Annotated in this window: 10 protein-coding genes; 2 read left to right on the top strand and 8 right to left on the bottom strand. The window is 61.4% G+C overall.

The window, feature by feature from the left end; all coding sequences use genetic code 11:
* Positions 1-160: 160 nt before the first annotated feature.
* Together ACMYR2_RS17325 and ACMYR2_RS17320 are read left to right on the top strand one after the other, a co-directional pair.
* Positions 161-838: a hypothetical protein gene (locus ACMYR2_RS17325; RefSeq protein ID WP_416193358.1), complete on the top strand. Its 678-nt coding sequence runs from the start codon at positions 161-163 to the stop codon at positions 836-838.
* Positions 839-942: 104 nt separating this feature from the next.
* Positions 943-1413, top strand: a complete 471-nt coding sequence (locus tag ACMYR2_RS17320) for a DUF421 domain-containing protein (protein WP_416193357.1) — start codon at positions 943-945, stop codon at positions 1411-1413.
* 289 nt (positions 1414-1702) lie between these two features.
* Here the strand turns inward: ACMYR2_RS17320 and ACMYR2_RS17315 are convergent, their stop codons facing one another.
* From ACMYR2_RS17315 to ACMYR2_RS17280, 8 genes are all read right to left on the bottom strand, one after another.
* A complete protein-coding gene (locus tag ACMYR2_RS17315; RefSeq protein WP_416193356.1) occupies positions 1703-4855 on the bottom strand; it encodes an efflux RND transporter permease subunit in 3153 nt (1050 codons plus the stop codon).
* A gap of 23 nt (positions 4856-4878) precedes the next feature.
* Positions 4879-6066 carry an efflux RND transporter periplasmic adaptor subunit gene (locus ACMYR2_RS17310; protein ID WP_009800281.1) on the bottom strand — a complete coding sequence of 396 codons (1188 nt, stop codon included), beginning with the start codon at positions 6064-6066 and terminating at the stop codon, positions 4879-4881.
* A 555-nt stretch (positions 6067-6621) separates the two neighbouring features.
* Positions 6622-8163: an IS66 family transposase gene (tnpC, locus tag ACMYR2_RS17305; RefSeq protein ID WP_416193111.1), complete on the bottom strand. Its 1542-nt coding sequence runs from the start codon at positions 8161-8163 to the stop codon at positions 6622-6624.
* 71 nt (positions 8164-8234) lie between these two features.
* Positions 8235-8594, bottom strand: coding sequence for an IS66 family insertion sequence element accessory protein TnpB (gene tnpB, locus ACMYR2_RS17300; protein ID WP_416193050.1), 360 nt, complete (start codon positions 8592-8594; stop codon positions 8235-8237).
* On the bottom strand, positions 8591-8758 hold the full coding sequence (locus ACMYR2_RS17295) for a hypothetical protein (protein WP_009798195.1): 168 nt from the start codon (positions 8756-8758) through the stop codon (positions 8591-8593). Before ACMYR2_RS17295 ends, tnpB begins: the two co-directional genes overlap by 4 nt.
* Before the next feature lie 132 nt (positions 8759-8890).
* The gene (locus tag ACMYR2_RS17290; protein ID WP_416193355.1) at positions 8891-10543 is read right to left on the bottom strand and encodes a recombinase family protein; all 1653 of its coding nucleotides are present in this window, start codon (positions 10541-10543) and stop codon (positions 8891-8893) included.
* Complete coding sequence (locus ACMYR2_RS17285; protein WP_416193354.1) at positions 10540-10995, bottom strand: DUF2924 domain-containing protein; 456 nt, start codon at positions 10993-10995, stop codon at positions 10540-10542. The genes ACMYR2_RS17290 and ACMYR2_RS17285 overlap by 4 nt, the downstream gene beginning before the upstream one ends.
* Positions 10996-11056: 61 nt before the next feature.
* Positions 11057-11317 carry a DUF3489 domain-containing protein gene (locus tag ACMYR2_RS17280; RefSeq protein ID WP_416193353.1) on the bottom strand — a complete coding sequence of 87 codons (261 nt, stop codon included), beginning with the start codon at positions 11315-11317 and terminating at the stop codon, positions 11057-11059.
* Positions 11318-11669 lie beyond the last annotated feature (352 nt).

The raw sequence follows: 11669 nt of genomic DNA, 5'->3' as shown, positions 1-11669 counted from the left end.
ACAGTCCCGAGCGCCAAGGCACAGGAGCTCTGTGAGGAGCGTGCGACCCGGCATTTTGAGCTTGAGCCAGTCAACGGATCAGGACCGACGGATCGCCAATGCTGCAGAGACACCGGAACGATTTCGCCTACCCCGGCGTCTTCCTTCGAAGTGTTCAAGCGTGGGTAGGTCTGATCTGCCAGCAGCGAGGCTCAACGGCGGCGACGCCATTGATGCCATCTGGGATGCAGCAACCATGGATGTGGTCAAAAGAGTGATCCCGACACACGATGAAGCTCAAGGCGAGGGGGCGGCGCCGGGCGAAATTGAAGCGAGCCACGAGACCGCCAACGTGCAGGGGCATCCATTACTACGTTGGCTTCGGCACGACTTCCCGTATATTTCGATGCTTTTGTTAGTTCTTACGGGCGTGGTTTTTCAGTTCTCCGTAATTTACTGGGTGACCCTAACACCGGTTTTTGCTGCCACGTCCATCGTGTCTGGCTGGAGGCAATTCGCAACTCCTCGCGAGCGCCTAGATCTCATATTCAGGCTTATACTGGATTGGTGTGCGGTCTTGTTCTCCATCTTTTTACTTTTCAACGAGGGGATTCAAGGGGTCTTTAATGTCAATGCAACATCCCTTTCGATGATGACGCTCCTGGCGTTGGGGACCTTTGTCGCGGGGGTGCAGGCCAAAGCTTGGCAGATATCGGCCGTGGGCGGCGCCTTGTTCGTGGCCACCCCGAGTCTGGCGTGGCTGCAGCAGTCGCGCTTGCTGCTCACGGGGCTCGTCATTGTGATCATTGCTGTCAGTGGTCTCGTTTGGTGGGCGAGCCAACGACGAGTCCGCTCATGATCGTGCTACGACGGTGCTGCCCTCGCAGGCTGTAGGGCGATGTAACAATCTGAGCCAGATAGCGATTGCGTCGGATTGATGGTTCTGATCGGATAGGACTCTCTATGTTTGATATGTCTCTGTCGGCCGGCGAGCACGTCGTTCGCGCGACCGTCGTATATGCATTTCTGTTCGTTCTGATCCGCTGGATGGGTAAGAAGCATGCCGGCGAGCTGTCGCCGTTCGACCTGGTCGTTCTTCTCATCCTGAGCGAGACCGTGCAGAACTCAATGGTCGGCGACGATAACTCGCTCGTCGGGGGGCTCATTTCGGCGGGTACTCTCGTCGCGCTTGCGCAAGCGGTGAATTACTTGTGTTGGAGATACAAACGCGCTTCCCGCCTCTTGGAAGGAACGCCGAAGGTTCTCGTGCGCCACGGCCGATGCTTGCAGCAGGCGATGCGCAGCGAACGGGTGACAATATCGGAGCTGACGGAGGCGATGCGAGCCGAAGGATGCGCCAATATCACCGATATCCGATACGCCATTCTCGAAAATGACGGGAATATATCGATCATCAAGCGCGAAGAGGCGTAACCTATCCCTCAGCCGGATGCTACGAATTTAAGTGAGCGAGTCAAATGTAAACGGCTGCGGAACAAAGCCTCTTATGTTTCGGCGTGAGTCTCGTCCGTGATCTGCAAGGGGTGCCATCATCCAGCTCAACGAAATCAATGGGCCGAAGGGGTCCCCATGATGCTGATGGTCATTTTGGACGAGCATTCACATTCTGACCGCGTCTCGCTCGCCCGCTTCTGACCGTACTTCCGGCAGAGCTGCCGCTCTCCTTCCGTAGCGACCGGTCCCTAGGATGGCCCAAGCCGGCCTATTCGCCCGGCTGGGCTCGCTCTCCAGCCTCTCGGCGGCTTTCCTTTTCTCGGCCGAGCAACCGCTCGGCGGCGACGTAAAAGGTCGGGGTAATGAAGAGAGTGATCAGCGTCGCCACCAGGAGACCGCCTATCACCGCCGTGCCCATTGACAACCGGGCGTTCGCGCCTGCCCCGCTCGCGATGGCGAGTGGCACGGCGCCGAGGATGAAGGCGAAGGAGGTCATCAGAATCGGGCGCAGCCGCAGCCGAGCCGCATCCTGGGCAGCCCTCAGCGGGTTTTCCCCCTGGTTCCGGCGCAGGTCCTCCGCGAAGGCGACGAGGAGGATCGCGTTCTTGGCCGCGAGCCCGACGAGAAGCAGGAGCCCAACCTGCCCGAAGATGTCGAGCGGAAGATCCCGCAGAGCCAGGAAGCCGATCGCCCCGAAAATCGCTAACGGTGTCGCGAGCAGAATGACGAAGGGTAGGCGAACCGATTCGTACTGCCCGGCGAGCAGCAGGAAGATCATCAGAACGCCCAGGCCGAAGATCAGCGGTGCGTAGCCGCCGGCGATCTTCTCCTGATATGCGACCTCGGTCCACGCGACTGCGTAGTTTGAGGGCAGCTTCTCGGCGATCCGCTCGATCTCAGCGATCACCGTTCCGGAGCTCGCCCCTGGCGCCGTGTCGACCGCGACCTCGATCGCTGGATAGGTGTTGTACGACAGGACCGCGGTCGGCCCGCTGACGAAGCGGGCCTGGATAACGGAGCCAAGCCGCACCGGCTTCCCCTGATTGTTGAGCACGGTCAGGCGCTCTAGGTCTTCCATGGTGCGCCGGCCGCTCGCCTCGCTTTGTACGTAGACTTGGTAGACGTAGCCGAATCGATTGAAGAGGTTAACGAAGGACGAGCCGACGTAGGTGCCGAGCGCGTCGAACAGGCGCTGGAGAGGCACGCCTAACTGCTCCGCCTTCGCCCGGTCGATCTCGAGGTGGAGCTGAGGGACGCCGTAGGTTGTCGTCGGCAAGGCATGGCTGACGGAAGGCAGCTTGGTCACCTCCTCGAGGAAGCGGTTGGCAGCCTGGGCGAGCTGAATCCCGCCGGTGCCGCTGCGATCCTGAAACTCCAGGGTCAGACCGCCGATGGAGCCGAGGCCCGGCAGCGGCGAAGGATTGAGGATGCGCAGCTGCCCGTCAGGGTCGTATTTAAAGCGGGCGCTCATCTCGGCGATGATCTCGTCGGCTGACTTGTCCCGCTGACCCCATGGCTTCAGGGTCGGGATCTGGAAGCCGTAGAAGGGCGCCACCGTGTCGGAAAGGATGCCTCGGCCGGAGACGCCGATCGTGTGCTCGACCGCGTCGAGCTCGCGGAAGGCGGCACCGACTCGCTCCACCATGGCGTGCGTGCGGTCGACGGAGGCGCCCTTCGGCATTGCGATGTCGGCGAAGAAGTAGCCCTGGTCCTCGTCGGGTACGAAGGCGGAGGGACGCTGCATCGTCATCCAGACGGTGAGGCCAGCAAAGGCCACGAAGACGAGCCCGAGGGCGACGAGGTGGCGGCTGAGGAAGCCGATCGCCGCGACGATGCCACCTGTCGCTCGATCCAGACCCAGGTTAAACCCGCGCAATGGCGCGCGCCACCACGAGCGGGATCGCTCCGCCTCCTCCGCCCGGGGCTTCAGGATCAGCCCGCAGAGCGCAGGCGTGAGGGTCAGGGAGACCACGGCTGAGATCAGAACCGAGATCGCAATAGTGAGGGCGAATTGGTTGTAAAGCTGGCCGGTCAACCCGGGGATGAAGGCGACGGGAACAAACAGAGCGGCGAGAACCAGGGTGGTCGCGATGACGGGCCCGGCCACCTCCTCCACCGCCTCGCGCGAAGCAGCCTTCGGCTCGGCGCCTTCCTCCATGAGCCTCTCGGTGTTCTCGACGACGATGATCGCGTCATCGACGACGAGGCCCACCGCCAGCACCAGGCCGAGCAGACTTAGGGTGTTGAAGGAGAAGCCCAGAAGCGCCATCGGACCGAACGTGCCGACTAGCGCCACGGGCACCGCGATCGCTGGTATGAGTGTCGCGCGCCAGTTCTGTAGGAATAGGTAGGTGACGATCACCACGAGGATCAGCGCCTCGAAGAGAGTGCGCACTACCTCCCCGATCGCCTCTCGCACGAATTCGGTCCGGTCGAGGGCGATGCGGTAGGTCAGGCCCGGCGGGAAACGTTTGGCAAGCTCCTTCATGGTGGCGCGCGCGCCCTCCATCACCTCCACGGCATTGGCGTCGGGGTTCTGGTATATTCCGAGCGTCGCCGAGGGCCGGCCGTCGAAGCTCGACCTGACGCCGTACTGCTCGGAGCCGAGTTCGACTCGGGCGACGTCGCGCACTCGCACCACCGAGCCGTCGGGATTGGCGCGCAGCAGGATATTGGCGAATTCCTCGGGCTTGAGCAGGCGCCCCTGCGTGACGAGCTGCAGCTCAAAGGCGGTAGATTCGTTCAGCGGCTGCTTGCCGAGAACGCCGGTCGTGATCTGCGCGTTCTGCTGCTCGATCGCCGAGGTGATGGTCGAGGGGCTGATCGCCAGCGCCTCCATCTTCACCGGGTCGAGCCAGATGCGCATGGCGTAGCGCATGTTGGAAAAGTTCACGATCCGCCCCATCCCATCGACCCGGCGCAGCGGCTTGATCACCTGCGTCTCGGCCCAGTTCGAGAGGAACAGCTCGTCGTAGTTAGCACCGTCCTCAGCGTAGAGGACGATATTGCCGAGGCGCTGCCGCGAGCTCTTCGTGATCTCAAGGCCTTGCGCCCGGACAGCCGCCGGCAACTTGGCCTCCGCGCGGCTGGCGCGGGTGAGCACCTCGGCAGCCGCCGCGTTCAGATCTGATCCAACCGCGAAGGTGGCGTCGATGCTGACGCTGCCATCGGTGCTGCTCACCGAGTTGATGTAGAGAAGGTGCGGTGCGCCGTTCACCTCCTGCTCGATTGGAATGGCGATGGCCTCGTACGACTGCTGGGCGCTGGCGCCGGGGTACGTCGCCTGGATGTTGATGACCGGCGGCGCGATCTCGGGAAACTGTGCAACCGGAAGGGTCAGACCGGCGACGACTCCGATCAGCGTGATCAACACCGAGATGACGCCCGCGAGGATCGGGCGGTCGACGAAACGCGCGAACATGCGGCGAGTGGCCCCCACCCTTGTCAGTTCTGGGCCTCTTTGGTCCGGCCGGGCAAAATAGAGATTGCCTCGCTACTCACCGGACCGCCTGCCTCTTGGACGGCAACCCTCAAGCCTTGGCGCATTTCCTGAAGATGGTCGACGACGATACGCTCGCCGCCGGACAAGCCGGCGACGATCGCCGTGCTGTCACCAAAGACGCCGTCCGTCGTGACGGATCTTTGCTGCACCCTGCCATCCGCGTCCACCACGTGCACGATCTGCTGGGCAAGCTGCGCCGAGAGGGCAATCGTCGGCACGAGGAGCTTGCGCTCAGTGCCCGTTCGGATCTGCGCGCGAACAAACTGGCCGGGGAGAAAGCGTTCATCGGAATTGGCGATGCTCGCCCGCACAAGCCGCCGGTCAGTGCGGGGGTCAAAGCGGTTGTCGAGTTGGTAAACCTCGGCCTCGCGGACAGGCTCGCCTTTGTCGTCGAGGATGGTCACGGTAGCTCTACCCTGCGTCATGGCCCTGCGAAGGGCCTCGGAGTCGTCTGACGAGAGCGCCATCTGTACGTCGATCGGATCGAGCTGAACCACCGAGACGAGGGCGGTCTGGTTTTCGGTGACGAGGTCGCCGACATTGATTTGCGAAAGGCTCGCCCGGCCCTCGAAAGGGGCATTCACAGCGGCGAAGTCGAGGTTGAGATTCTGGCGGGAAATCATAGCTTCGGCCTCATGGAGGCGGGCCGCTGCCGCGGCGTGGTTCGCTTGGAGCTGCTGAAGGCGTTGCTCAGTGGCGAAGCCCTTACCGGCGAGCGTCTTGGTGCGGTGGACCTCGGCTTGGGCGAATTCGAGCTGAGCTTTCGCCTGCTCCTGCTGGGCCTTGGCTGCCTGAAGGGCGACCTCGAAGGGCCGCGGGTCGATTCGGAACAGGAGCTGACCCTTCCTGACGTGGCTACCCGGCTGGAAGGGCCTGTCCATCACCACACCCGTCACTCGCGCCTGAAGCAGGGCGTCCGCCTCCGCGACAATGGTGCCCGTGTAAGTGAAGGCGATCGGCACCTCGCGCGTCTCTGCAATTGCCACCTTGACCTTGATCTCGGGTTCTCCCGGCTTCTCGAGTGCCTCGTCGGCCTTCCCATTGAAGTAATCGGCCATTTTCGCGGGCAACGAGGCGCTGGCGGCGTACCAGCCGCCCGCCGCCAGCGCGAGGGCGATGACGCCCGTCATACCGTATCGAAGCCCTGCCCGCACTCTCTCGCTCCATTTTCACGAGGTCTCGCCAGGCCGCCAACCTGCCGCATCACCGAGGGAACTCGCAGAGGGCCGGAACGATACCCATCCGCAAGTCAAACTCAAGCGTTGTTGCAGTGGCAGGCGCTCGGCCGGTTGTCGTAAGGACGCCTACTGGCTAAGGGCCGGATGCGAGTGTTGATTTCCACCGAGAAACTGGCCCGAGAGTGAGCGGTTTTTCCATTGAAAAGTGGCCAATGTTTGAACCCACTCGTGCTGGTTAATCGCCGGGAAACTCGTCGCTCCGTCGGCGATGTGCAACAATGAACGCCTTGAGCGAAATGCCTTGCGCTTGACGTTGATTCAAGTCGCTACGTGTCCATGCCTCGTGATGCGCCCGCCAAAAATCCTCGCCTTGACATCTCCACCCTCGATGTTCGCGCGTCATGCTGATTGAAGACAGGAACAGATCGGGGTCGCTAACGATCGAACAAGGGTGCGAGAAATGGACGCTTACCATTGAAAGTAAGCGTCTATTCCTGACACGTCATCTTAGTTGAGGATAGTTGCCGGGCGCCAGTTCCATGGCAAGAGCTGATCGAGCCGGCTCATGGGATGACCTGCCGACATGCGTTCAAGGATGTCCTTGAGATAGGTGAAGGGCTCGACGTCATTTAGCTTTGCCGTGGTGATGAGGGAGCAGACTGTGGCCCAGCGCTGAGCCCCGCCATCTGATCCGGCGAACAGGTGGTTCTTTCGTCCGAGCGTGACCGGACGAATGGCGCGTTCGACGGTGTTGGTGTCGAGCTCGATGCGGCCGTCATTGAGGAAGCAGCAAAGAGCATCCCAGCGGCTTAGGGCATAGCGAGTGGCATCGGCGAGCCCGCCGCGCGGCGGGATTTGGGCGAGTTGCATTTCGAGCCATGCTTTCATCGCCGTGACCAGAGGCAACGACTTTGATCGACGCATGCTTTGCCGTGCTTCCGCGGTCTGGCCGCGGATGGCGGCCTCGATCACGTAAAGCTCGGCGACGCGTCGCAGCGCTTCGGTCGCGACAGGCGAGGCGGTCGCCTGCTGCACCTCGTAGAACTTCCGCCTGGCGTGAGCCCAACAAGCTGCGAGCTGGATGGTGCCGCCGTCGCGAAGCCGATCGAACCCGGGATAACCGTCGACCTGAACGATGCCGCTGAAGTTGGCCAGATGAGCAGCGGGACGCTCAGCCTTGCGATCCGGACTGTAGAGATAGACCGCGGCTGGCGGATCCGGTCCGTTCCAAGGCCGGTCATCGCGGGCGTACACCCACAACCGGCCAGTTTTGGTGCGGCCGCGGCCGGGATCGAGTACCGGGATAGGCGTGTCGTCGGCGAACAGTTTCTGCGATGCAAAGATGTGTTCAGCGAGCTTGGATTGAAGGGGCTCCAGCCACCAGCAGGCGCCGCCGATCCAGTTCGCCAAGGTCGAGCGGTCCAACGTGACGCCCTGCCGGGCGAAGATCTGGCTCTGCCTGTAAAGCGGGAGGTGATCGCAGTATTTGGAGACCAGAACATGGGAGAGCAGAGCCGGGGAGGCCAGCCCTTTGGCGATCGGCCGCTCTGGTGCTGGCGCTTGATGGATAGTCCCGCAGGCCCGACAGCCATAGCGCGGCCGGCAGATTCGGATGACCCGCAGCCGCGCCGGTACATGGTCGAGCATCTCGCTCGTCGTTTCGCCGATCAGGTGCAGTATGCCGCCGCAACACGGGCAGGTTTGATGCTCAACATCGAGCCTGACATCCTCGCGGGGCAAGTGCACCGGCAGGCTCGGGCGCTCGCTTTGGGGCCTCGGGGGACGGCTCTCGGCTGGCGGAGGCGGAAGGCTAGTTTCGACGTGCGCAAGATCGGCGTTGAGGTCTTCGAAGCCGAGTTGCAACTGCTCGTCATCGAGCCGCTCAGCCCGGCGGCCGTACTGGTTGCGCTGCAGCCTCTTGATGATGAGATTGAGCCGTTCGATCTCGGCCTTCGCCTCGCTGAGGCTGACGCGCTCGGCTACAAGCGAACGCACCAGCTTTTGCAGCGTCTCCACGTCGTCGGGCAGTGCGGCGAGATCGACGTTCATACGAGAAGAATCTAACTGACTCGCACCGTTCTCGCCGCATTTCTTGCATCATCGAGTCAATCGGTCGCAGATCATCCGGCAATTGCCGGACGCCAGCGTTGCTCCGGCGCGCGCCAATCGACACCTTCGATCAGCAGCAATAGCTGTGCCGAGGTCAACGACAGCGTTTCGCCAGGCGCAATGCTCGGTGGCCACAGAAAGACGCCGTGCTCGAGCCGTTTTGTGAACAGGCAGAAGCCGGTGCCATCCCAGTAGATGATCTTGATAAGGTTGGCCCTGGTGCGACCTCGGAAGACAAAAAGATGTCCGGTAAATGGATCCTGGTGCAGGACGCCTTGCACCAGCATCGCGAGACCGTCGATGCCTTTGCGCATATCGATGTAGCCCAGAGCCAGGTGCACCTTTACGTTTGGAGGAAGCAAGGCCGTCATGGCATGGCCCTCTCGGCCGCAGGTGTCGCTCCGTCGGCGATCTGCACAGTGACGAAGCCCAGCTCTTTCGCTGCGGCAACGTCCTGCTTCCATCGGCGCAGAACGCGCGGAGCGATGCCGTAGCGGCGCGAGATCTCGCTGCCGCTCGCACCGGACCGTATCATCTCTTCAAGAATCCAACGCTTGTCGGCTTCGCTGAGGTGCTGTCTCTGTGACCCGTCTGGGCTGGTTTTGGGGCGCTGTCTCTGCGGCGCAAATTCCCGTTCCTGGGAATTGGCTGACAGGATAAGGCAGGGTTATCGGCTGGCAGAACCGGGAGTGCCTGTGGGCGCCAATCCGAGCCGCCTCATCTGCTGTGACCATTCAGCCGGCGCATCGCGAAGGGCAGCAACGCCAATTCCGCGCGGGAATCGTCCTTCAACGGCTGCTGTTACGAGCGTCGGTGCAAGGAAGGCGAGCGAGATCGTCATCTTGATATGTCGCGTGCTGCAATGTTGCCGGGCGGCAAGGCTTTCGATGGTCTCGCGGCCGTCGACGATCTCCTGAAGCCAGAGGCGGCCGCGGCCGATCGCTCGGATCAGAGCCGACCGGCGCTCGGCCTTCATGGGCCTGGCGCGATGCTCTGGCGTGTTCGCCGGCAACAAGATTTCTCGGGCTGGCCTTGAGGGCTTCTTCCAGGGTACGACGATGATGCGCGTAGCGACCGCGCGAGATTCATCCGGATCTGGATCGTCCTGCGTCCCTTTGATATCGTTTTCGCCAGACCTTAGATGAATGGCCAACTGGTTCTTGCGAACCTCAATCTGGATGACGAACCGCTCAAGCACTTCTCGAGACAAGGTTTCGTTCGAGGATGGTTCATCGACATCCGTGTTGGCCATGACCGCCTTGGAGATCGAGGCTTCAATGTCTGACGCAGGCACGCGGGTCACAGAGCCAACCGGCTCATCCGTTTGACCCCGGATGCAGGGCGCAGAGACGTAATAGCGATGCCGAACACGGTTTCGACTGGCGTAGGTCAAGATCATCCGATGACCTGCATCATCAAATAGCAGCCCTGCAAGGAGGGATCGGGATCGAATACGGGTCGTCGTGTGGTGGGACCGCTGTTCGGTCAGCTTTTTCTGAACGGCCTCAAACAGTGTGCGGTCGAGCAGGGCCGGCTGAGGTCCAGGCAGAATCTCGCCCTTAAACCTGACCTCGCCCAGATAAAACCGGTTCCGCAGCATATAGAACAACGGTCCCTGCGTGAACGGCACACCTCCTCGCGTTCCGCCTGATGCCAGCTTCCGGACCTTGGACTTCAAGCCTCGCTCCTTCAGGTCCTTGACGAGGCGGTTGACGCTGCCGAGTTCCAGATAGCGCTGAAAGATCAGACGAACGGTATTGGCCTCTTCCTCGTGAATGTGAAGCTGACCATCCTTGAGGATATAACCCAGAGGAACCATGCCGCCGACCCATAGCCCCTTGCGTTTAGAGGCTGCAATCTTGTCGCGGATGCGCTCCGAGGTGACTTCCCGCTCGAATTGCGCGAAGGACAAAAGCACGTTCAGCGTCAACCGTCCCATCGATGTGGTGGTGTTGAACTGCTGGGTCACCGAGACAAATGACACACCATGGGCATCGAACAGTTCGACCAGCTTGGCGAAGTCAGCCAGAGAGCGGGTCAGCCGGTCCACCTTATAGACGACGATGATGTGGATCCGGCGGGCCGCGACATCCGCCAGCAACCGCTGCAGGGCAGGGCGATCGGTGGATCCGCCAGAGAAGCCGCCATCATCATATCGCGCCTTGACGAGCGACCAGCCTGCATGCGCCTGACTTCGGATATAGGCCTGGGATGCATCATACTGGGCATCCAGCGAGTTGAACTCCTGATCAAGGCCGGTGTCCGTAGACACCCTGGTATAGATCGCGCACCGGACAACACGGTTGTCGTCCGGCTTCATGTTCGTACCCCCTTGCCGTTTCCGGCACGGAGACCAAAAAAGCGCGGTCCATTCCAGTTTGTGCCGGTGATCGCGAACGCAATCCCCGACAGGCTGTCGAAGGTCTTGCCCTCAAAAGCGAAGCCGCCTTCGACGGCCATCACCCGATGAAGTTGCCCGTTCCACTCCCGGGTTAGAACAGTGCCGGGCACCATGGCTTGCTTGCGCTGATCCTGTGCCGATACCAATGGCAAAACCTCACTCAAAGACCGCACGGTAGCCGCACGCTTCAGAAGTTGCACCGTCGCAGCATCGAGATCCCCAAGTGCATCGGCCTGGATGCGATAGGCAAGGATGCCGAACAGCAGATGCTTGGGCAGGTGTTCCGGGGCCGGGCGCCCAACAACACTCTGCCAGCGAGCGTGCAAGCTGAGTAGATCGAGACTGCGCAGATGCGCAATCTCGTCTTCCATTGACAAGCCCATCAGCCTTCGACCGATAGGCTTTCGGGAGCCTGACCTTCGCTCCATGGCATCAGGCCGCAGTATTGTTTGACGTCGATTCGGTGGAAGCGGTAGATGCGGTGTCGCCAGATATTTTGTAGATCCGACCGGCTTCAGCAGCTTTCGATATCAACGTCAGCTTGAGCTTCTTTCGGATGATGCCAGCGAAGAAGCCGCGCACTGAATGCTGCTGCCAATCCGTGGCCTTCATGATGTCGCCGATCGTTGTACCCTCAGGCTTCATCAGCATCTCGATGACCAGGGCTTGCTTGCTGCCACTGCGATGCCGCACCGGCCGATCCAACGATCGGGCTGGTGCTGAGTTGATCTTCTTGACCGATACAGCTTTGGCGGTTCTGGTCAAGGAAGGGTGCGCGGACTTTGTGCGCTTGGTCGCCATCGCTGATCGAGGTGCGGCTTTGCGGGATTGTGTTTTGGCCATGTGACGTCTCCGGTCGTGGCAGCATCATCGCTGTCACCACCGAAGCCCCGTCACGGCAACACACCGGCGGGGCAGGCCATTAAGTGGTCGAAAAGGGCACTCAACGCGCCGACAGTAACGCTCCAATCACCCAACAATGCCAGTGGTTTCTGAGAAATCTTTATTGAACTTGCGATCGTACGTTCGTGGAGTCCAACGTAGC

The sequence above is a fragment of the Nitrobacter sp. TKz-YC01 genome, assembly GCF_047824785.1.
GTDB lineage: Bacteria > Pseudomonadota > Alphaproteobacteria > Rhizobiales > Xanthobacteraceae > Nitrobacter.
The sequence above is the reverse complement of the archived record's forward strand: the minus strand, read 5'-3'. Positions and strand labels throughout refer to the sequence as shown.

Excerpts from the sequence above, each read along its gene's own strand:
- ACMYR2_RS17320 (WP_416193357.1), top strand. The coding sequence starts at position 943 with ATGTTTGATATGTCTCTGTCGGCCGGCGAGCACGTCGTTCGCGCGACC.
- ACMYR2_RS17315 (WP_416193356.1), bottom strand. The coding sequence starts at position 4,855 with ATGTTCGCGCGTTTCGTCGACCGCCCGATCCTCGCGGGCGTCATCTCG.
- ACMYR2_RS17310 (WP_009800281.1), bottom strand. The coding sequence starts at position 6,066 with ATGACGGGCGTCATCGCCCTCGCGCTGGCGGCGGGCGGCTGGTACGCC.
- tnpC (WP_416193111.1), bottom strand. The coding sequence starts at position 8,163 with ATGAACGTCGATCTCGCCGCACTGCCCGACGACGTGGAGACGCTGCAA.
- tnpB (WP_416193050.1), bottom strand. The coding sequence starts at position 8,594 with ATGACGGCCTTGCTTCCTCCAAACGTAAAGGTGCACCTGGCTCTGGGC.
- ACMYR2_RS17295 (WP_009798195.1), bottom strand. The coding sequence starts at position 8,758 with ATGATACGGTCCGGTGCGAGCGGCAGCGAGATCTCGCGCCGCTACGGC.
- ACMYR2_RS17290 (WP_416193355.1), bottom strand. The coding sequence starts at position 10,543 with ATGAAGCCGGACGACAACCGTGTTGTCCGGTGCGCGATCTATACCAGG.
- ACMYR2_RS17285 (WP_416193354.1), bottom strand. The coding sequence starts at position 10,995 with ATGGAAGACGAGATTGCGCATCTGCGCAGTCTCGATCTACTCAGCTTG.